This is a genomic window from Trichococcus flocculiformis (assembly GCF_963662535.1).
GTDB lineage: Bacteria > Bacillota > Bacilli > Lactobacillales > Aerococcaceae > Trichococcus > Trichococcus flocculiformis.
This window is the reverse complement of record NZ_OY759718.1, coordinates 2,660,026-2,678,229: the sequence shown is the minus strand read 5'-3', so window position 1 is coordinate 2,678,229 and position 18,204 is coordinate 2,660,026. Positions and strand designations below refer to the sequence as shown.

The following is an 18,204-nucleotide window of genomic DNA, read 5'->3' as shown; positions in this document are numbered from 1 at the left end:
CGCTGTTGCTTAGCTTGTATATTGCTTTTTAGGATTCAAATCGGTATACTTTATACGATAGACAATATCAGTCTAAATCAAATTATAAGCACTCAATATGAGGAGGAAATGATTTAAAATGGCAAAAGAAAAATTCGACCGTTCAAAACCCCATGTTAACGTTGGTACAATCGGACACGTTGACCATGGTAAAACAACTTTAACAGCAGCTATCACTACAGTTTTAGCTAAAAAAGGTTTCGCTGAAGCATCCAACTATGCTGCAATCGACAACGCTCCAGAAGAAAGAGAACGTGGTATCACAATCAACACTTCTCACGTTGAATACCAAACTGAAACTCGCCACTACGCTCACGTAGACTGCCCAGGCCACGCGGACTATGTTAAAAACATGATCACTGGTGCTGCACAAATGGACGGCGCTATCTTAGTAGTTTCTGCTGCTGATGGCCCAATGCCACAAACTCGCGAGCACATCCTGTTGTCTCGTCAAGTTGGTGTTCCTTACATCGTAGTATTCTTGAACAAAGTCGACATGGTTGACGACGAAGAATTATTAGAACTAGTTGAAATGGAAGTTCGTGATCTGTTGACAGAATACGATTTCCCTGGCGACGATGTTCCTGTAATCGCTGGTTCAGCTTTGAGAGCTTTGGAAGGCGACGAGTCTTACGAAGAAAAAATCTTGGAATTGATGGCTGCTGTTGACGAGTATATCCCAACTCCAACTCGTGACACTGACAAACCATTCATGATGCCTGTCGAGGACGTATTCTCAATCACTGGACGTGGTACTGTTGCTACAGGCCGTGTTGAACGTGGACAAGTCCGCGTTGGTGACGAAGTAGAAATCGTCGGTATTGCTGAAGAAACTAAGAAAACAGTTGTTACCGGTGTTGAAATGTTCCGTAAATTATTGGATTACGCTGAAGCTGGCGATAACGTAGGAGCTTTGTTGCGTGGTGTTACACGTGATCAAATCCAACGTGGTCAAGTATTGGCTAAACCAGGTTCAATCACTCCACATACAACTTTCTCTGCTGAAGTTTATGTACTTTCAAAAGAAGAAGGCGGACGTCACACTCCATTCTTCACAAACTACCGTCCACAATTCTACTTCCGTACAACTGACGTTACAGGCGTATGTAACTTACCAGAAGGCGTTGAAATGGTAATGCCTGGCGATAACGTTACTATGGAAGTTGAACTGATCCACCCAATCGCTATCGAAGAAGGAACTAAGTTCTCTATTCGTGAAGGCGGCCGTACTGTAGGGGCTGGCGTTGTAGCTTCAATCTCTAAATAATTTTATTTCAAAATAAAATTTAATGTGATTAAAAAAATCCCGAGAGCTTCTGCTCTTGGGATTTTTTTTGATTCAGACAAATGGATATTGACGTGAACCGGGACTGATACAAGACAAAAGAAGATCATCGGATGCGACTCCGGATGATCTTCTTTTATTTGGACTTATTCGGTTGGATATTCCAAAGCTTTCTTGCCCTCGTCGCCTGTGCTGACTCGGATGACATTTTCTACATTATAGATGAATATTTTCCCATCTCCGATGTTGCCTGTGTACAATGCTTTTCTGGCAGCAGCTACTACCTCGTGGACTGGCACGGTGCTGACGACAACTTCGACACGAATTTTCGGCAGCAGATCGGCTTCGGTCTCGACGCCTCGGTAATAAGTTGAATGGCCTTTTTGCATACCATAGCCGAATACGTCGAAAACTGTCATGCCAGTGATGCCGATGTTATTGAGGGCTTTTTTCAGACCTTCGAATTTGCTTTCGTTCGTGATGATTTCAATTTTGGTGATTTTATTATTCGCGCCGCTGCTGGCTGTTGTAGTTCCAGATGCTTGGTACTCCACAACTACCGATTGATTCAAGTCTTCTGGATTCGAGTTTGCGAAAGCCAGTTCGGGGCCGTTACCCGTGAAAGAGCGCTCCTGAAATTTTTGGAAGGCCGTTCTCAATTCGCCCAGTACGACAGATCCATCGGAATTCGAATGGTTCGGTTCACTTAATGCTACAGCGATGCTGCCGTAAGCAGTTTCTCCGTGTATGGCATAGTCCAATCCGATTTCTTCCTCTTGTGCAGAGACGCGCAGTTGCATGAATTGGCTGATCAGTTTTAATAAGAGATAAGATACAATACCGGCGTAGGCAACTACCGCAAGGATGCTGATTACTTCTGCAACCAAAAGTCTAATATTTCCGTCCAATAAGCCGCCTTCGATAGCAGGGTTGATTGAACTTGTTGCGAAGATTCCTGTCGCAATCCCGCCCCAGATTCCGCCGATACCGTGGCAACCGAATGCATCAAGCGCATCATCATAAGCAAATTTTTTCTTCAGAACGGTGACACCGTAGAAACAAACGATACCGCCGATCAATCCGATCATAAGGGAAGCGAACGGACTGACGAAACCTGCACCAGGAGTGATGGAAACGAGCCCTGCTACAATTCCGCTGACAAATCCGAGCGCTGTCGGCTTCTTGTGGATCAACCATTCGCAGAACATCCAACTTAGACCTGCAGCTGCTGCGGAAGTGTTCGTTGCGATGAAGGCATTCAAGGCGATGTCGTTGATTGCCAGTGCGCTTCCAGCGTTGAAACCGTACCAACCGAATAGAAGAAGACCGGCACCAATCATTGTCATCGGAATATTATGTGGCTTGATCGAATCATGGTTGCTTCGTTTGCCGATGTAGATGGCTGCCACCAAAGCCGATACGCCTGAACTAATGTGTATGACACTGCCGCCTGCAAAATCAAGTGCATCCAATTCGCGGATCCAACCGCCATTTCCCCAGATCCAATGAGCGATAGGATCATAGACGAATGTCGTCCATAACAGGATGAACGCTAAGAAGGCTGGGAACTTCATGCGTTCCGCGATACTTCCAGATATCAAAGCCGGCGTGATGACAGCAAATGCCAATTGGAACATCAAGAATAGTTGGTGGGGAATCGTGGGTGCATAGTCGATCGGTGCAAAACTAACGTTGTTGAGTAGGGCGAAAGAACCATCACCGATCAACGGTCCGTAACCACCGAAAACAAATGAATAACCGAAGAGAATCCATTGGATAGATACTACGGCAATGGCTGCATAGCTATGCATCGTTGTGCTGAGGATATTTTTTTTCCGTACCATCCCTCCATAAAAAAGGGAAAGCGCTGGTGTCATTAATAAAACCAAGATTGTTGCAAGGAATACGAAAGTTGTGTCAGCGTAATTTATATTCTCCATTGATAATCTCCTTCTGCTGGCATCTGACGAGTGACCAGCTGCTTGTGATGTTGTTAACTGTACACGCTGAACAAAAGAAAATCATCTAAATGATGACGGGCATTGTGATATTAATTGACACGGGAAGGTACCGAAATGCTTTATGAAAAAGAATGTATCTCTGTTTCGCAATTGGTGTGCGGACTCTCATCGGATAAGGGCTGTAGCTGCATGAAAAAAGTAAAAAAGATGTAAGTGGCGAAAAAGCAAACTGACATGAACTAGCTGCTGCAACAAAATATTATTCTTGCATGAGCCTCCCGAAAAAATTGTGTTTCTTCTATATAAATATAAAGGGCTCTGATAATCCGAGAAAAGCAGTCCGCGATAAAAAAAGGCGCGGTAATAGTTGCGGGGCAGAAATTCAAATTGTTTGCTATCCCGATCGGTTTCTGTATAATAGTGAAAGGGCAAAAAAGTATTCTGAGAGCAAGAGCAGAAGATTTTGAAAAAATCGGCACTAATTTTATTATTATTTTCAGAAAAGACTTGCTTTGCTTAATGCGATTATGTATAATATATTGGTACGGCATTCATGGTTATGAATAATGTATTGGTTACCGTACAATCGGGAACCGCAGCTAAGAGACGAGAGGTTGCGACACACCCGGTCGCTTTGTCACGGCGGGTGTGCCGGGGAATTTTCGTGGAGCTAGTCTTATGAATTACATCTGACGAAGGAGGGAACAACATGGCAAAACAAAAAATACGTATTCGTTTAAAAGCATATGAACACCGTGCTCTTGATCAATCAGCGGATAAAATCGTGGAAACAGCAAAAAGAACGGGAGCTACCGTTTCTGGTCCGATTCCATTGCCGACTGAAAGATCACTATACACAGTGATCCGTGCTACTCACAAGTACAAAGATTCTCGTGAGCAGTTCGAAATGCTTACACACAAACGTCTGATCGACATCATCAACCCAACAACAAAAACTGTTGACGCTTTGATGAAGCTTGATTTACCAAGCGGCGTAGACATCGAAATCAAATTATAATCAAACCTATCATATAAAAAACAAACGGAGGTGTTACCATGACCAAAGGAATCTTAGGCAAAAAAGTAGGAATGACTCAATTCTTTACTGCAAACGGTGAGTTAGTACCAGTTACAGTTATCGAAGCTACTCCAAACGTTGTTTTACAAGTTAAAACTAACGAAACAGACGGCTACGAAGCGGTACAACTAGGCTACCAAGAAATGCGTGAAGTATTGTCAAACAAACCTGCTAAGGGTCATGCAGCAAAAGCAAAAACTGCTCCTAAGCGCTTCATTCGTGAATTTAACAATGTTGAGCTAGGAGAATACGAAGTAGGAAAAGAAATCAAAGTTGATATCTTTGCAGCCGGCGACATTGTTGATGTTACTGGTACCACTAAAGGACATGGCTTCCAAGGCGTAATCAAACGTCACGGACAAAGCCGCGGACCAATGGCCCACGGTTCTCGTTACCATCGTCGTCCGGGTTCAATGGGTGCTGCTTCATTCCCATCCCGCGTATTCAAAGGCAAAAAATTAGCAGGACGTATGGGTAACGATCGCGTTACTATCCAAAACCTTGAAGTCGTTATGGTTGACGTTGAGAAAAACGTAATCCTGATCAAAGGGAACGTACCTGGTTCTAAAAAATCATTAATCGAAATCAAAGTAGCCCGCAAAGCTGCAAACAAATAATATAAAAGAGAGGAGGAACGAGAAAAATGCCAAACGTAGCCTTATTTAAACAAGATGGAACACAAAACGGTGAAGTAACTTTGAATGAAGAAATCTTTGGGATCGAGCCTAACGAAAACGTTGTATACGATGCAATCATCATGCAACGCGCTTCATTAAGACAAGGAACTCACGCAGTGAAAAACCGCAGCGCTGTCAGCGGTGGTGGTCGTAAACCATGGAAACAAAAAGGAACAGGCCGTGCACGTCAAGGTTCAATCCGTTCACCACAATGGGTTGGCGGCGGAGTTGTCTTTGGACCAACACCTCGTTCTTACAGCTATAAATTAAACAAGAAAGTTCGTCGCTTAGCTATCAAATCAGTTCTTTCAACGAAAGTTGCTGAAGGAGACTTGATCGTAGTTGAAACATTGAACTTCGATGCACCAAAAACAAAAGAATTTGCAAATGTGTTGAAAAACCTTAACGTTGATACGAAAGTATTGGTTGTTGTAGAAAACGACAACGATTTTGCAGCATTATCAGCACGTAACCTTCCTGGTGTAACAGTCGTTAACGAAACAGGAATCAACGTATTGGATGTTGTTTCAAACAACAAATTAGTCTTGACACAAGCTGCTCTTTCTAAGGTAGAGGAGGCTCTTATATAATGGAAGCAACAGACGTTATCAAACGCCCAATCATCACGGAAGCTTCTATGCTTGCAATGGATGAAAAGAAATATACCTTTGAAGTAGATGTACGTGCTAACAAAACATTGGTTAAACAATCTATCGAATCATTGTTCGGTGTAGATGTTAAAAACGTAAACATCATGAATGTTCGCGGCAAACTTAAACGTATGGGTAAATACAAAGGCTATACAAAAAAACGCCGTAAAGCAATCATCACTTTGACTGAAAATTCTAAAACAATCGAATTATTCGAAAATTAATCTTTTGAAATAATCAAATAGGAGGGGAAAAAACGTGGCGATTAAGAAATACAAACCTACCACAAACGGCCGTCGTAATATGACTGGTTCTGATTTCGCAGAGATCACAAAAACAACACCTGAGAAATCTTTGATCGAACCAATCAAAAGAAAAGCCGGTCGTAACAACCAAGGTAAAATTACCGTTCGTCATCAAGCTGGTGGACACAAACGTGCTTACCGTGTGATCGACTTCAAACGTAATAAAGATGGAGTTATTGGTATCGTCAAAGCTGTTGAGTACGATCCAAACCGCACCGCAAACATCGCATTGATCCAATATGTTGATGGAATCAAAACTTACATTATTGCCCCTAAAGGCATCGAAGTAGGCCAACAAATCGAATCTGGAGTAGGATCTGATATCAAAATCGGAAACGCAATGCCATTGGCAAACATCCCAGTCGGTACTGTTATCCACAACATCGAAACAAAACCAGGCAAAGGCGGTCAATTGATCCGTTCAGCCGGTACAAGTGCTCAAGTACTTGGACAAGAAGGTAAATATACATTAGTTCGTTTGAACTCAAGCGAAGTACGTTTAATCCTTTCAACTTGCCGTGCAACAATCGGTTCAGTAGGTAACGAACAACACGAATTGATCAACATCGGTAAAGCAGGACGTAACCGTTGGTTGGGTAAACGCCCTACAGTCCGCGGTTCTGTAATGAACCCGAACGATCACCCACACGGTGGTGGTGAAGGTAAATCTCCAATCGGACGCAAAGCGCCAGTTACTCCTTGGGGTAAACCAGCTCTTGGTTACAAAACTCGTAGCAAGAAAGCTAAATCTAGCAAGCTGATCGTTCGCGGACGCAAAAAATAATTATCACAACAATAATTGACTGAAGCAACACATAATCGAAAGGAGGCTTCACCATGGGTCGTAGTTTGAAAAAAGGACCTTTTGTCGATGAACATTTAATTAAGAAAGTTGAAGCTGCTCTAGCTAGCGAAAAGAAACAAGTAATCAAAACTTGGTCTCGCCGCTCTACAATTTTCCCACAATTCATCGGTCAAACGATTGCAGTTTATGATGGAAGAAAACACGTTCCAGTTTACATTCAAGAAGACATGGTAGGACACAAATTAGGAGAATTCGCTCCAACAAGAACATACCGTGGCCATGCCGCAGACGACAAGAAAACAGGTCGCCGTTAATTACGAGGGGAGGAAATAACATGCCAGAACAAATCACAGCTGCAAAAGCATCTGCACAAACTGTTCGCATTGCCGCTCGTAAGGTTCGTTTAGTAGTGGATCTTATCAGAGGCAAGAGCATCGGAGAAGCAATCTCCATTCTGAAATTCACACCGCGTGGCGCTTCGCCCGTTGTAGAAAAAGTGTTGATGTCAGCAATTGCCAATGCAGAACATAATTATGATTTAGATATCGAAAACTTGGTAGTAAGCGAGGCTTATGTTAACGAAGGACCAACGATGAAACGTTTCCGTCCACGTGCAAAAGGTTCAGCTTCACCAATCTTGAAACGTACTAGCCACATCACAATCGTGGTATCAGAAAAGAAGGAGGGATAATCTGTGGGTCAAAAAATTCATCCATTAGGATTGCGTGTCGGCATCATCCGTGATTGGGATGCTAAATGGTACGCTGAAAAAGATTTCGCAGCTTTCTTACATGAAGATTTACGTATCCGTAAATATATCGAAAAGAACTTAAGCGAAGCTTCTGTTTCTAAAATCGAAATCGAACGTGGCGCTAACCGCGTAAACGTTTCTATTCATACTGCCAAACCTGGTATGGTAATCGGTAAAGGCGGTTCTGAAGTTGAAAAAACTCGTAAAGAGTTAAATGAACTGACTGGTAAAAAAGTACACATCAACATCGTGGAAATCAAAAGACCAGATTTGGACGCTAAATTGGTTGCTGAAGGTATCGCTAAACAGTTGGAAAACCGTGTAGCTTTCCGTCGTGCTCAAAAACAAGCTATCCAACGTACAATGAGATCTGGCGCTAAAGGGATCAAAACTATGGTTTCTGGTCGTTTGAATGGTGCAGATATCGCTCGTGCTGAAACTCATTCTGAAGGAACTGTTCCATTGCATACATTGCGTGCGGACATTGACTACGCTTGGGAAGAAGCAGATACAACTTATGGTAAATTAGGTGTTAAAGTTTGGATTTACCGTGGTGAAGTTTTACCAGCAAAAAAAACAACTGAGAAAGGAGGGAAATAACCAATGTTAGTACCTAAACGTGTAAAACACCGTCGTGAGTTCCGTGGAAAAATGCGCGGAGAAGCTAAAGGCGGAAAAGAAGTAGTATTCGGTGAATATGGTTTGCAAGCTGTTGACTCTCATTGGATCACAAACCGTCAGATCGAAGCAGCTCGTATCGCTATGACTCGTTACATGAAACGTGGTGGGAAAGTTTGGATCAAAATATTCCCTCACAAATCATATACATCCAAAGCTATCGGAGTCCGTATGGGTTCTGGTAAAGGGGCTCCTGAAGGTTGGGTATCTCCAGTTAAACGCGGCAAAATCATGTTCGAAGTAGCAGGTGTTCCTGAAGAAGTGGCACGCGAAGCTCTACGTCTTGCATCTCACAAATTGCCAGTTAAAACAAAAATTGTAAAACGTAAAGAAATTGGTGGTGAATCGAATGAAGGCTAATGAACTTAAAGAGTTATCCACTGCTGAAATGATTGAAAAAGAAAAACAATTCAAAGATGAATTATTCAATCTACGATTCCAACTTGCAACCGGCCAGTTAGAAAATACTGCCCGCTTGAAAGAAGTACGCAAATCAATTGCACGTATTAAAACTGTATTGCGACAACAAGAATTGCAAAAATAGTAGATCAGCAAAGGAGGTCACAACGAAATGACTGAACAACGTAACCAACGTAAAGTCTACCAAGGTGTTGTTGTTTCCGATAAAATGGATAAAACAATCGTTGTAGAAGTATCTACAACAAAAACACATCCAACTTACGGCAAACGCGTTAAGTACTCTAAAAAGTACAAAGCACATGATGAAAACAACCAAGCAAAAATGGGAGATGTAGTTAGAATTATGGAGACTCGTCCTCTATCTGCTACTAAAAACTTCCGTTTACTGGAAGTTGTTGAAGAATCAGTAATCATCTAATCAGACAAATAAATATTTTTATATCCGGAAGGAGGATACTGACGTGATACAAACAGAATCCCGCTTAAGAGTTGCCGACAATTCAGGCGCTAAAGAAGTGTTAACTATCAAAGTTTTAGGTGGTTCAAACCGCAAATTCGCAGGAATTGGTGATACAATCGTCTGCACAGTAAAACAAGCTACACCCGGTGGTGTTGTCAAAAAAGGTGATGTAGTTAAAGCTGTTATCGTTCGTACGAAACACGGCGCACACCGTAAAGATGGTTCTTACATCAAATTTGACGAAAATGCTTGTGTAATCATTCGTGACGACAAGAGCCCTCGTGGAACACGTATCTTTGGACCAGTTGCACGTGAATTGCGTGACAACAACTACATGAAGATCGTTTCCCTAGCTCCAGAAGTATTGTAATCAACTGTCATAAATGAAGGAGGTGCAACAAAGCATGCACGTAAAAACTGGTGATAAAGTTAAAGTCATTACTGGAAAAGATAAAGGTAAAGAAGGAGTCATCCTTAAAACTTTCCCTAAAAAAGATCGTGTTATTGTCGAAGGCATTAATATTGTCAAGAAACATCGCAAAGCTTCCCAAACAAACCCAACAGGTGGAATTCTTGAAGAAGCAGCACCTATCCATGTTTCTAACATTATGTTAATTGATGCTAAAACTGGCGAACCTACTCGCGTAGGATCTAAAGTCGTAGATGGCAAAAAAGTCCGCGTTTCCAAAAAAACCGGCGAAATCATTGATTAATTATTAGAGGAAGGAGGATATTCTAAATGAACCGTTTAAAAGAAAGATATACAAAAGAAATCGTTCCATCATTGATGGAAAAATTTGAATACACTTCAATCATGCAAGCACCAAAAATTGACAAAATTGTCATCAACATGGGTGTGGGTGATGCTGTTTCAAATACAAAAAACTTGGATAAAGCAGTTGAAGAATTAACTTTGATCTCTGGTCAAAAACCAGTCATCACGTTAGCTAAAAAATCAATCGCAGCATTCCGTCTACGTGAAGGTATGCCTATCGGCACTAAAGTTACTCTACGTGGCGAAAGAATGTACGACTTCTTGGATAAACTAGTAACAGTTTCATTACCACGTGTACGTGACTTCCGTGGGATCAGCAAAAAATCTTTTGATGGTCGTGGAAACTATACTTTAGGTATCAAAGAACAATTGATTTTCCCAGAAGTTGACTATGATAGAGTCGACAAAGTGCGTGGTATGGATATCGTTATCGTAACTACAGCTAACACTGACGAAGAATCAAGAGAATTATTGACTCAACTTGGAATGCCATTCCAAAAATAAGCTAAGGAGGCGAATAATAATTGGCTAAAAAATCCATGATTGCTAAAAACAAGCGTCCCGCAAAACATTCTACTCAAGCTTACTCTCGTTGTGAACGTTGCGGACGTCCACATTCAGTTTATCGCAAATTCAAACTTTGCCGTATTTGCTTCCGTGAACTTGCCTATAAAGGACAAATTCCCGGCGTGAAAAAGGCTAGCTGGTAATTTAACCATACTCGCAAAAGGAGGTATAATGTAAATGGTCATGACAGATCCAATCGCAGATTTCTTAACTCGTATTCGTAATGCCAACATGGTACGTCACGAATCTTTAGAAGTGCCTGCATCAAAGACAAAATTAGAGATCGCTAACATTCTTAAGGCTGAAGGTTTCATCAAAAACTTTGATTACACTTCAGACGACAAACAAGGTGTTATCCGTGTATTCTTAAAATATGGTCCAAACAACGAACGCGTCATCACTGGTTTGAAACGTATTTCAAAACCAGGTTTGCGTGTATACGCTAAAACTGGCGACATCCCTAAAGTATTGAATGGTTTAGGAATCGCAATCGTGTCTACTTCTGAAGGTGTTATCACCGACAAAGAAGCAAGAGCGAAAAACATCGGCGGCGAAGTATTAGCTTACATTTGGTAATTTAAAAAAATAAGAGAAAATAAGGAGGTGCAGCCCTGTGAGTCGTATTGGTAATAAAGCAATCGAAATCCCAGCTGGCGTAACCGTTACTCAACAAGGTAACACTGTTACGGTTAAAGGCCCTAAAGGCGAATTAACTAGCACATTTAATGAAATGATCGGTATCAATATCGAAGGAAACACTGTTACTTTCACTCGTCCTAACGAAGAGAAATTCACTAAATCCATTCACGGTACTACACGCGCGTTGTTGAACAACATGGTTGTAGGTGTATCTGAAGGATTTGCGAAAGAATTGGACTTAGTAGGGGTTGGGTACCGTGCTCAATTGCAAGGTAAAAAACTTGTATTGAACGTAGGATATTCTCATCCAGTGGAATTCACACCTGAAGACGGTATTGAAGTGGAAGTACCAACTAACACTAAAATCATCGTTAAAGGTTACGATAAAGCTAAAGTTGGCGCTTTGGCAGCCAACATCCGCGGCGTACGCCCACCAGAGCCTTACAAAGGCAAAGGGATCAAATACGTTAACGAAATTATCCGTCGTAAAGAAGGTAAGACAGGTAAATAATAGTCCGCTATTATTACTTGCTTCCTGAACGACCCAACAAAATTAAATTAAAGAGGTGACAATTGTGATTACTAAACCAGATAAAAACAAAGTGCGCCAAGCTAGACACGCACGCGTAAGAAGAAAAATCTCTGGTACTGCAGAGTGCCCACGCTTGAACGTTTTTCGTTCCAACAAAAACATCTACGCTCAATTAATTGATGACGTAGCGGGTGTGACGCTAGCAAGTGCCTCTACAAAAGAATCAGAAATCGCAAGCGGTACTAAAACTGAAGCTGCTGCTGCAGTTGGAAAACTAATTGCTGAACGTTCTGTTGCTAAAGGTATCAAAAAAGTAGTCTTTGACCGTGGTGGCTATCTGTACCATGGTCGTGTGCAGGCTTTGGCTGAAGCTGCCCGCGAAAATGGACTAGATTTCTAGGAAAAGGAGGATAACCACACATGGTTTATGTTGACCCAGCTCATATTGAATTAGAAGATCGCGTTGTTGCAATCAATCGTGTAACAAAAGTTGTTAAAGGTGGACGTCGTCTGCGCTTTGCTGCTTTAGTTGTTGTAGGAGACAGAAACGGACATGTAGGATTCGGTACTGGTAAAGCAGCCGAGGTTCCAGAAGCTATTCGTAAAGCTATCGAATCTGCTAAAAAGAGCCTTATTGAAGTTCCAATGTCTGAATCAACAATCCCACACCAAGTTATCGGAACTTTCTGTGGCGGTAACGTAATGTTGAAACCTGCTAAATCCGGTTCCGGAGTATCCGCAGGCGGACCAGTCCGTGCCGTTGTTGAATTAGCTGGTATCGCTGATATCACAAGCAAGTCCCTTGGTTCTAACACACCTATCAATATGGTACGTGCTACAATCGATGGCTTGAAACAATTGAAAAATGCTGAAGATGTTGCGAAATTACGCGGCAAATCAGTTGAAGAATTACTAGGATAAGGAGGACTACATCATGGCAGAAGTAAAGATCACTTTAACACGCAGCTTGATCGGACGTCCTCAAAACCAAAAAGATACTTGCAAGGCTTTGGGATTGTCCAAAATCGGCAAAACTGTTGTGAAACCAGCTAACCCAGCTATCTTGGGCATGATTAACACAGTAAGCCACTTAGTAACATCAGAAGAAGTTAAATAATAAATATCAGATTGAAGGAGGTGCCAAGTTACTATGAAACTTCATGAATTAAAACCTGCTGAAGGCTCACGTAAAGAACGTAACCGTGTCGGTCGCGGATCTTCATCCGGTAATGGTAAAACATCCGGTCGTGGACATAAAGGCCAAAAAGCCCGTTCAGGCGGCGGTGTGAGACTTGGATTCGAGGGTGGACAAACTCCATTGTTCCGTCGTCTTCCAAAACGTGGATTCACGAACATCAACCGTAAGGAATATGCTGTCATCAACTTAGAAATCTTAAACCGTTTCGAAGATGGTACAGAAGTTACTCCAGCTTTATTAGTTGAAACTGGTATTGTCAAAGATGAAAAATCAGGCATCAAAGTTTTAGGCAACGGAAGCGTTGAGAAAAAACTGACAGTTAAAGCTAATAAATTCTCCGAAGCAGCACAAAAAGCTATCGAAGCTGCAGGTGGGACTGTTGAGGTGATCTAATGTTTGCTCTTCTGAAAAATGCATTTCAGGCGAAAGACATTAGAAATAGAATCTTTTTTACTCTAGGTATGCTGATTGTGTTCCGTCTCGGAACACATATTACTGTACCGGGTGTTGATGCGGGTGCCATCGCAAACTTGGCATCGACGGGCTTGTTCAGTCTGTTGGACACATTCGGAGGTGGAGCACTGAGTCAGTATTCCATTTTCGCTATGGGTGTCTCGCCATACATCACTTCTTCTATTGTTGTTCAATTGTTACAAATGGATATTGTTCCCAAATTCGTGGAATGGTCTAAACAGGGTGAAGTAGGTAGAAGAAAATTAAATCAAGTAACAAGATATTTGACAGTCATTTTAGCATTTGTACAATCTGTCGGTCTATCGATCGGTTTCAACCAACTCTCAGCATTTGGGCTGGTAAATGATCCGGGGACGACAACTTATATGATCATCGCGTTAGTGATGACGGCAGGTTCGATGCTTGTTGTTTTTATCGGAGAATCGATTTCAATGCATGGGATCGGAAACGGAACCTCATTGATCATTTTCTCTGGTATCATCGCAAGAATCCCTTCAGATCTTTACACTTACTATAATGATCGTTTTGTGGATGCAGGATCCGATTTGATGAACAATATTTTGTTCTCGGTCGCGCTATTGATAGCAATATTATTGGTGGTCATACTCGTTGTGTACGTTCAACAAGCTGAACGTAAAATCCCCATTCAATATTCCAAGCGTGCTTCCGGTTCGAATCAATCCGCGCATTTGCCTTTGAAAATCAATTCAGCTGGAGTCATTCCAGTAATCTTTGCCAGTTCTTTCATGATGACACCGCAGACGATCCTTGGATTTTTCGCGGCAAGTCAAAGTGAAGCCAGCTGGTATCAAATTTTGTCAACCATCTTTAATTACCGTGAACCCATCGGTGCAACAATCTATACGGTATTGATCGTTGTCTTCACTTACTTCTATGCCTTCATTCAGATTAACCCTGAAAAAATGGCAGAGAACTTGCAAAAGCAAGGCGGCTATATTCCAAGTGTACGCCCGGGTAAAGGGACAGAAGATTACATTTCCGGTATGATTATGCGATTAAGTACGGTCGGCGCGCTATTTCTTGGACTGATTGCGCTATTGCCAATCATTGCCTCAGGTTTGTGGGATTTGCCGGACTCGCTCGCCCTTGGCGGTACAAGTCTTCTGATTGTAGTTGGTACTGCATTGGAAACGGCAAGACAAATTGAAGGTCGAATGGTTAAACGTAATTACCAAGGATTTATTCAATAGTAAGTTTGTGAGGGGGAAAGTGATTTCCTCGTCACATATGCTTACATCTTTAGGAGGCAGTAAAATGATGAACCTAATTATTATGGGTCTTCCCGGTGCTGGAAAAGGAACACAGGCTGAAAAGATCATCGCGAAATACAATATTCCGCATATCTCTACAGGGGACATGTTCCGAGCTGCTATGAAAAATGAGACAGCCTTGGGCCTGGAAGCAAAATCATATATGGATAAAGGCGAACTTGTTCCAGATGAAGTTACAAACGGAATCGTTAAAGAGAGATTAGCAGAATCTGATACTGAAAAAGGCTTTTTGTTGGATGGTTTTCCAAGAACCCTCGTACAAGCAAAAGCACTTGAAGCTATCATGAATGAACTCGACAAAAAAATCGATGCTGTTATTAACATTGATGTGAACCCTGAGGTTTTGATGCAACGTCTAACGGGTAGAATCATTTGCCGCTCTTGCGGAGCGACTTACCACAAAACAAACAATCCTCCTAAAGTAGAAGGAACGTGCGATCGTTGTGGCGGACACGAATTCTATCAACGCGAAGATGATAAACCTGAAACCGTAGAAAATCGCATTCAGATTAATCTTGAACAGTCTCAACCAATCATTGCATTTTACAGCGAAAAAGGATTGTTGCACAATGTGGATGGCGAAATCGGCATCGACAAGTTGTTTACTGAAATCCAAAAGATTATAGAATAGTTGCAAATGTCATTTGAAGTTAATCGTAAATTTCTTTTCAATAGATACTTGCTATGGTATAATCTAGCAGTTAGAGTAAAAATTGCCAAGACATGAGATTAATCAGCTCAACAGAATGTTAGGAGGTTAGCAGGCGTGGCGAAAGACGATGTCATTGAGATCGAAGGAGTTGTCGTTGAAACTTTGCCCAATGCAATGTTTAAAGTCGAACTTGAAAATGGTCACATAGTATTAGCTCACGTATCTGGTAAAATTAGAATGCATTACATCCGCATTTTGCCAGGCGATAAAGTTACGGTAGAATTATCTCCGTACGATCTTACTCGTGGACGCATTACTTACCGCTTTAAATAATTGCACTCCATCACTAAATAGGAGGGAATTTAAATGAAAGTTAGAGCATCAGTAAAACCCATTTGCGAAAAATGCAAAGTCATTCGCCGCAATGGTCGTGTTATGGTGATTTGCGAAAATCCCAAACACAAACAACGCCAAGGATAATAACAAGGAGGTGCCTATAAATGGCTCGTATCGCAGGAGTAGATGTTCCGCGTGACAAACGTGTAGTTATTTCATTAACTTATATTTTTGGTATCGGATTAAACACAGCTCAAAAAGTTTTAGCAGCAGCTGAGGTTTCAGAAGATACTCGTGTTCGTGATTTAACGAATGATGAATTAGACCGTATCCGTATTGAAGTGGATAAATTAAAGGTTGAAGGTGATCTTCGTCGTGAAGTAAACCTAAATATTAAACGATTGATCGAAATCGGATCTTACAGAGGAATGCGTCACCGTCGTGGTTTGCCTGTTCGCGGACAAAACACAAAGAACAATGCACGTACTCGTAAAGGCCCAGCTAAATCAATCGCTGGTAAGAAAAAATAATAATTAAGTGAAGGAGGTCAAAACTTCATGGCTAAAAAAGTAGCTCGCAAACGCCGCGTAAAAAAGAATGTTGAAGCTGGTGTAGCACATATCCGCTCAACTTTTAATAATACTATTGTTATGATTACAGATGTTCATGGAAATGCTATTTCATGGTCGTCAGCAGGTTCATTAGGATTCAGAGGTTCTCGTAAATCTACTCCTTATGCTGCACAAATGGCTGCAGAAGCAGCAGCTAAAGTTTCTATGGAACATGGCATGAAAACAGTCGAAGTAGCTGTTAAAGGTCCTGGTTCTGGACGTGAAGCTGCCATTCGTTCATTACAAGCTGCAGGATTGGAAGTTACCGCAATCCGCGATGTAACGCCCGTTCCTCATAATGGATGCCGTCCACCAAAACGTCGTCGTGTTTAATTGAGAATTGTACTGTTATGTAACGAAACGCAATGGACTCACTAACATGAACTTCACGTTTTGAAAGGGGTAAATTGATAAATGATCGAAATTGAAAAACCAAGAATTGAAACGATTGAGATCAGCGAAGATGCCAAATTCGGTAAATTCGTTGTAGAACCACTAGAACGCGGTTATGGAACAACACTTGGGAACTCATTACGTCGAATTCTATTATCTTCACTTCCTGGTACAGCTGTAACAACTATCCAAATCGATGGTGTTCTACATGAATTTTCAACGATTGATGGTGTTGTCGAGGATGTTACCCAAATCATTCTGAACATCAAAAAATTAGCTTTGAAATTGTATACGGACGAAGACAAAACAATCGAGATTGACGTAAAAGGTCCAGCAGTCGTGACTGCAGCGGATATTACCCATGACAGCGATGTGGAAATCTTAAACCCTGATTTATATATATGTACAGTTTCAGAGGGAGCACATTTTCATGTTCGTTTGGATGTAAAAAATGGCCGTGGCTATGTTCGTTCCGAATATAACAAAACGGAAGATATGCCGATCGGTGTTTTGCCAGTCGACTCCATTTATACTCCAATCAGCAAGGTGAATTATCAGGTTGAAAATACTCGCATCGGACAAAAAAATATTTACGATAAATTAACGTTGGATGTCTGGACAGATGGTTCCATCAGCCCAGAAGAAGCAGTCAGCTTGGCTGCCAAAATTTTAACGGAACATTTGAATATTTTTGTTAATCTGACCGATGAAGCCCGCAAGGCCGAGATAATGGTTGAAAAAGAAGAAACACATAAAGAGAAAATGCTGGAAATGACTATCGAAGAATTGGATTTATCCGTACGTTCTTATAACTGTTTGAAACGCGCAGGCATCAATACAGTTCAAGAATTGACAGACAAGTCTGAAGCAGAGATGATCAAAGTACGTAATCTGGGACGCAAATCACTTGAAGAAGTGAAGAACAAGCTGAATGATCTTAATCTAGGCTTGCGTCAAGACGACTAGTACTGCACAAAGGAGGAAAACCTAGGATGGCTTACCGTAAATTAGGACGCACAAGCGCTCAAAGAAAAGCAATGCTTCGTGATTTGACTACTGATTTAATCATCAACGAACGCATCGTTACAACTGAAGCACGTGCTAAAGAAATTCGTTCAACTACTGAAAAAATGATTACTTTAGGCAAACGTGGAGATTTAGCTGCTCGTCGTTTGGCTGCAGCATACGTTCGTAACGAAGTAGCAGATGTTCGTGAAGAAGATGATAAAATCGTTGTTCAATCAGCGTTACAAAAATTATTCTCTGATATCGCACCTCGCTATGCAGAACGTCAAGGCGGATACACTCGTATCTTGAAGACTGAACCTCGCCGTGGCGATGCAGCACAAATGGTTATCATTGAATTAGTATAATTCAATCGCATAAAGATGAAACGTTCACTTTTAGATGAAATAGAGTGTTATGATGATGGGTCTGCTTATTGCTTCCCTAGTCTAGCTCAAGGTTCTTCCGAAGATCGCATGATTTTCGGAAGGGCATTTTTTCATCAAAAAAAGTGCCTTTTTTTATCAAAAGAAACTAGAAAATGCCAATATATTTTCTAGTTTCTTTTGATATATAAATAAAAGCGTTTTATTTCCTTGCTGTGTCAAGACAGTGGATGAA

The 18,204-nt window shown here is 41.5% G+C and carries 31 protein-coding genes; 30 read left to right on the top strand and 1 reads right to left on the bottom strand.

Annotated features, from left to right (window positions below; translation table 11 throughout):
- Positions 1-118: 118 nt before the first annotated feature.
- Complete coding sequence (tuf, locus tag ACKPCD_RS12765; RefSeq protein ID WP_321433426.1) at positions 119-1,306, top strand: elongation factor Tu; 1,188 nt, start codon at positions 119-121, stop codon at positions 1,304-1,306.
- 164 nt (positions 1,307-1,470) lie between these two features.
- On the opposite strand, the gene ACKPCD_RS12760 is transcribed toward tuf, so the two are convergent.
- A complete protein-coding gene (locus tag ACKPCD_RS12760; protein ID WP_321433425.1) occupies positions 1,471-3,264 on the bottom strand; it encodes an ammonium transporter in 1,794 nt (597 codons plus the stop codon).
- Positions 3,265-3,994: 730 nt separating this feature from the next.
- Between ACKPCD_RS12760 and rpsJ the strand changes: the two genes are divergently transcribed.
- The 29 genes from rpsJ (at position 3,995) to rplQ (ending at position 17,951) form a co-directional block, all read left to right on the top strand.
- A complete protein-coding gene (gene rpsJ, locus ACKPCD_RS12755; protein WP_068558995.1) occupies positions 3,995-4,303 on the top strand; it encodes a 30S ribosomal protein S10 in 309 nt (102 codons plus the stop codon).
- 38 nt (positions 4,304-4,341) lie between these two features.
- Positions 4,342-4,980 (top strand): 50S ribosomal protein L3, encoded by a 639-nt coding sequence (gene rplC, locus ACKPCD_RS12750; RefSeq protein ID WP_068558993.1) that lies wholly within the window; start codon positions 4,342-4,344, stop codon positions 4,978-4,980.
- 26 nt (positions 4,981-5,006) lie between these two features.
- Positions 5,007-5,630, top strand: coding sequence for a 50S ribosomal protein L4 (rplD, locus tag ACKPCD_RS12745; RefSeq protein WP_068558991.1), 624 nt, complete (start codon positions 5,007-5,009; stop codon positions 5,628-5,630).
- On the top strand, positions 5,630-5,914 hold the full coding sequence (gene rplW, locus ACKPCD_RS12740; protein ID WP_068558989.1) for a 50S ribosomal protein L23: 285 nt from the start codon (positions 5,630-5,632) through the stop codon (positions 5,912-5,914). Before rplD ends, rplW begins: the two co-directional genes overlap by 1 nt.
- A gap of 34 nt (positions 5,915-5,948) precedes the next feature.
- A complete protein-coding gene (gene rplB, locus ACKPCD_RS12735; RefSeq protein WP_086942211.1) occupies positions 5,949-6,779 on the top strand; it encodes a 50S ribosomal protein L2 in 831 nt (276 codons plus the stop codon).
- A 53-nt stretch (positions 6,780-6,832) separates the two neighbouring features.
- On the top strand, positions 6,833-7,114 hold the full coding sequence (rpsS, locus tag ACKPCD_RS12730; protein WP_068558985.1) for a 30S ribosomal protein S19: 282 nt from the start codon (positions 6,833-6,835) through the stop codon (positions 7,112-7,114).
- Positions 7,115-7,134: 20 nt separating this feature from the next.
- The gene (gene rplV, locus ACKPCD_RS12725) at positions 7,135-7,491 is read left to right on the top strand and encodes a 50S ribosomal protein L22 (protein ID WP_068558983.1); all 357 of its coding nucleotides are present in this window, start codon (positions 7,135-7,137) and stop codon (positions 7,489-7,491) included.
- 3 nt (positions 7,492-7,494) lie between these two features.
- Positions 7,495-8,151 (top strand): 30S ribosomal protein S3, encoded by a 657-nt coding sequence (gene rpsC / locus ACKPCD_RS12720; RefSeq protein ID WP_068558982.1) that lies wholly within the window; start codon positions 7,495-7,497, stop codon positions 8,149-8,151.
- A gap of 3 nt (positions 8,152-8,154) precedes the next feature.
- Complete coding sequence (gene rplP / locus ACKPCD_RS12715; RefSeq protein WP_068558979.1) at positions 8,155-8,589, top strand: 50S ribosomal protein L16; 435 nt, start codon at positions 8,155-8,157, stop codon at positions 8,587-8,589.
- The gene (gene rpmC / locus ACKPCD_RS12710) at positions 8,579-8,773 is read left to right on the top strand and encodes a 50S ribosomal protein L29 (RefSeq protein ID WP_068558977.1); all 195 of its coding nucleotides are present in this window, start codon (positions 8,579-8,581) and stop codon (positions 8,771-8,773) included. Before rplP ends, rpmC begins: the two co-directional genes overlap by 11 nt.
- A 27-nt stretch (positions 8,774-8,800) precedes the next feature.
- Positions 8,801-9,067, top strand: a complete 267-nt coding sequence (rpsQ, locus tag ACKPCD_RS12705) for a 30S ribosomal protein S17 (RefSeq protein ID WP_068558975.1) — start codon at positions 8,801-8,803, stop codon at positions 9,065-9,067.
- Positions 9,068-9,110: 43 nt separating this feature from the next.
- A complete protein-coding gene (gene rplN, locus ACKPCD_RS12700; RefSeq protein WP_068558973.1) occupies positions 9,111-9,479 on the top strand; it encodes a 50S ribosomal protein L14 in 369 nt (122 codons plus the stop codon).
- Between the two features lie 34 nt (positions 9,480-9,513).
- The gene (gene rplX / locus ACKPCD_RS12695; protein WP_068558971.1) at positions 9,514-9,822 is read left to right on the top strand and encodes a 50S ribosomal protein L24; all 309 of its coding nucleotides are present in this window, start codon (positions 9,514-9,516) and stop codon (positions 9,820-9,822) included.
- A 26-nt stretch (positions 9,823-9,848) separates the two neighbouring features.
- On the top strand, positions 9,849-10,388 hold the full coding sequence (gene rplE / locus ACKPCD_RS12690) for a 50S ribosomal protein L5 (protein ID WP_068558969.1): 540 nt from the start codon (positions 9,849-9,851) through the stop codon (positions 10,386-10,388).
- 20 nt (positions 10,389-10,408) lie between these two features.
- Entirely contained in the window at positions 10,409-10,594 is a 186-nt protein-coding gene (locus ACKPCD_RS12685; protein WP_072763659.1) for a type Z 30S ribosomal protein S14, read from the top strand.
- Between the two features lie 34 nt (positions 10,595-10,628).
- The gene (gene rpsH, locus ACKPCD_RS12680; RefSeq protein ID WP_086626913.1) at positions 10,629-11,027 is read left to right on the top strand and encodes a 30S ribosomal protein S8; all 399 of its coding nucleotides are present in this window, start codon (positions 10,629-10,631) and stop codon (positions 11,025-11,027) included.
- Between the two features lie 37 nt (positions 11,028-11,064).
- The gene (gene rplF, locus ACKPCD_RS12675; RefSeq protein ID WP_086942213.1) at positions 11,065-11,601 is read left to right on the top strand and encodes a 50S ribosomal protein L6; all 537 of its coding nucleotides are present in this window, start codon (positions 11,065-11,067) and stop codon (positions 11,599-11,601) included.
- A gap of 64 nt (positions 11,602-11,665) precedes the next feature.
- Positions 11,666-12,022, top strand: a complete 357-nt coding sequence (rplR, locus tag ACKPCD_RS12670; RefSeq protein ID WP_072763662.1) for a 50S ribosomal protein L18 — start codon at positions 11,666-11,668, stop codon at positions 12,020-12,022.
- Between the two features lie 20 nt (positions 12,023-12,042).
- On the top strand, positions 12,043-12,543 hold the full coding sequence (gene rpsE / locus ACKPCD_RS12665; protein WP_068558962.1) for a 30S ribosomal protein S5: 501 nt from the start codon (positions 12,043-12,045) through the stop codon (positions 12,541-12,543).
- 13 nt (positions 12,544-12,556) lie between these two features.
- Positions 12,557-12,739, top strand: coding sequence for a 50S ribosomal protein L30 (gene rpmD / locus ACKPCD_RS12660; RefSeq protein WP_068558960.1), 183 nt, complete (start codon positions 12,557-12,559; stop codon positions 12,737-12,739).
- A gap of 33 nt (positions 12,740-12,772) precedes the next feature.
- A complete protein-coding gene (gene rplO / locus ACKPCD_RS12655; protein ID WP_068558958.1) occupies positions 12,773-13,213 on the top strand; it encodes a 50S ribosomal protein L15 in 441 nt (146 codons plus the stop codon).
- Positions 13,213-14,505 (top strand): preprotein translocase subunit SecY, encoded by a 1,293-nt coding sequence (gene secY, locus ACKPCD_RS12650; protein ID WP_276645264.1) that lies wholly within the window; start codon positions 13,213-13,215, stop codon positions 14,503-14,505. Before rplO ends, secY begins: the two co-directional genes overlap by 1 nt.
- Positions 14,506-14,572: 67 nt before the next feature.
- Positions 14,573-15,217: an adenylate kinase gene (locus ACKPCD_RS12645; RefSeq protein WP_321434573.1), complete on the top strand. Its 645-nt coding sequence runs from the start codon at positions 14,573-14,575 to the stop codon at positions 15,215-15,217.
- Between the two features lie 135 nt (positions 15,218-15,352).
- Positions 15,353-15,571 carry a translation initiation factor IF-1 gene (gene infA, locus ACKPCD_RS12640; protein WP_068558953.1) on the top strand — a complete coding sequence of 73 codons (219 nt, stop codon included), beginning with the start codon at positions 15,353-15,355 and terminating at the stop codon, positions 15,569-15,571.
- 33 nt (positions 15,572-15,604) lie between these two features.
- Positions 15,605-15,718, top strand: a complete 114-nt coding sequence (rpmJ, locus tag ACKPCD_RS12635; RefSeq protein ID WP_062470716.1) for a 50S ribosomal protein L36 — start codon at positions 15,605-15,607, stop codon at positions 15,716-15,718.
- A gap of 20 nt (positions 15,719-15,738) precedes the next feature.
- Positions 15,739-16,104: a 30S ribosomal protein S13 gene (gene rpsM / locus ACKPCD_RS12630; RefSeq protein WP_068558950.1), complete on the top strand. Its 366-nt coding sequence runs from the start codon at positions 15,739-15,741 to the stop codon at positions 16,102-16,104.
- 27 nt (positions 16,105-16,131) lie between these two features.
- On the top strand, positions 16,132-16,518 hold the full coding sequence (gene rpsK / locus ACKPCD_RS12625; RefSeq protein ID WP_068558948.1) for a 30S ribosomal protein S11: 387 nt from the start codon (positions 16,132-16,134) through the stop codon (positions 16,516-16,518).
- A gap of 81 nt (positions 16,519-16,599) precedes the next feature.
- Positions 16,600-17,544 (top strand): DNA-directed RNA polymerase subunit alpha, encoded by a 945-nt coding sequence (locus tag ACKPCD_RS12620; protein ID WP_068558946.1) that lies wholly within the window; start codon positions 16,600-16,602, stop codon positions 17,542-17,544.
- Positions 17,545-17,570: 26 nt separating this feature from the next.
- A complete protein-coding gene (rplQ, locus tag ACKPCD_RS12615) occupies positions 17,571-17,951 on the top strand; it encodes a 50S ribosomal protein L17 (RefSeq protein WP_068558943.1) in 381 nt (126 codons plus the stop codon).
- The last annotated feature ends 253 nt before the right edge of the window (positions 17,952-18,204 follow it).

What these genes read in the sequence shown, in the direction of transcription:
- rpsS (WP_068558985.1), top strand. Translation starts at nt 6,833, where the DNA reads ATGGGTCGTAGTTTGAAAAAAGGACCTTTTGTCGATGAACATTTAATT.
- rpmJ (WP_062470716.1), top strand. Translation starts at nt 15,605, where the DNA reads ATGAAAGTTAGAGCATCAGTAAAACCCATTTGCGAAAAATGCAAAGTC.
- rplE (WP_068558969.1), top strand. Translation starts at nt 9,849, where the DNA reads ATGAACCGTTTAAAAGAAAGATATACAAAAGAAATCGTTCCATCATTG.
- rplC (WP_068558993.1), top strand. Translation starts at nt 4,342, where the DNA reads ATGACCAAAGGAATCTTAGGCAAAAAAGTAGGAATGACTCAATTCTTT.
- rplX (WP_068558971.1), top strand. Translation starts at nt 9,514, where the DNA reads ATGCACGTAAAAACTGGTGATAAAGTTAAAGTCATTACTGGAAAAGAT.
- secY (WP_276645264.1), top strand. Translation starts at nt 13,213, where the DNA reads ATGTTTGCTCTTCTGAAAAATGCATTTCAGGCGAAAGACATTAGAAAT.
- rplQ (WP_068558943.1), top strand. Translation starts at nt 17,571, where the DNA reads ATGGCTTACCGTAAATTAGGACGCACAAGCGCTCAAAGAAAAGCAATG.
- rpsJ (WP_068558995.1), top strand. Translation starts at nt 3,995, where the DNA reads ATGGCAAAACAAAAAATACGTATTCGTTTAAAAGCATATGAACACCGT.
- rpsK (WP_068558948.1), top strand. Translation starts at nt 16,132, where the DNA reads ATGGCTAAAAAAGTAGCTCGCAAACGCCGCGTAAAAAAGAATGTTGAA.
- rpsM (WP_068558950.1), top strand. Translation starts at nt 15,739, where the DNA reads ATGGCTCGTATCGCAGGAGTAGATGTTCCGCGTGACAAACGTGTAGTT.
- rplD (WP_068558991.1), top strand. Translation starts at nt 5,007, where the DNA reads ATGCCAAACGTAGCCTTATTTAAACAAGATGGAACACAAAACGGTGAA.
- rplW (WP_068558989.1), top strand. Translation starts at nt 5,630, where the DNA reads ATGGAAGCAACAGACGTTATCAAACGCCCAATCATCACGGAAGCTTCT.
- rplV (WP_068558983.1), top strand. Translation starts at nt 7,135, where the DNA reads ATGCCAGAACAAATCACAGCTGCAAAAGCATCTGCACAAACTGTTCGC.
- ACKPCD_RS12620 (WP_068558946.1), top strand. Translation starts at nt 16,600, where the DNA reads ATGATCGAAATTGAAAAACCAAGAATTGAAACGATTGAGATCAGCGAA.
- rpmC (WP_068558977.1), top strand. Translation starts at nt 8,579, where the DNA reads ATGAAGGCTAATGAACTTAAAGAGTTATCCACTGCTGAAATGATTGAA.
- rpmD (WP_068558960.1), top strand. Translation starts at nt 12,557, where the DNA reads ATGGCAGAAGTAAAGATCACTTTAACACGCAGCTTGATCGGACGTCCT.
- rplO (WP_068558958.1), top strand. Translation starts at nt 12,773, where the DNA reads ATGAAACTTCATGAATTAAAACCTGCTGAAGGCTCACGTAAAGAACGT.
- rpsE (WP_068558962.1), top strand. Translation starts at nt 12,043, where the DNA reads ATGGTTTATGTTGACCCAGCTCATATTGAATTAGAAGATCGCGTTGTT.
- ACKPCD_RS12760 (WP_321433425.1), bottom strand. Translation starts at nt 3,264, where the DNA reads ATGGAGAATATAAATTACGCTGACACAACTTTCGTATTCCTTGCAACA.
- rpsQ (WP_068558975.1), top strand. Translation starts at nt 8,801, where the DNA reads ATGACTGAACAACGTAACCAACGTAAAGTCTACCAAGGTGTTGTTGTT.
- tuf (WP_321433426.1), top strand. Translation starts at nt 119, where the DNA reads ATGGCAAAAGAAAAATTCGACCGTTCAAAACCCCATGTTAACGTTGGT.
- rplP (WP_068558979.1), top strand. Translation starts at nt 8,155, where the DNA reads ATGTTAGTACCTAAACGTGTAAAACACCGTCGTGAGTTCCGTGGAAAA.
- rpsH (WP_086626913.1), top strand. Translation starts at nt 10,629, where the DNA reads ATGGTCATGACAGATCCAATCGCAGATTTCTTAACTCGTATTCGTAAT.
- ACKPCD_RS12645 (WP_321434573.1), top strand. Translation starts at nt 14,573, where the DNA reads ATGAACCTAATTATTATGGGTCTTCCCGGTGCTGGAAAAGGAACACAG.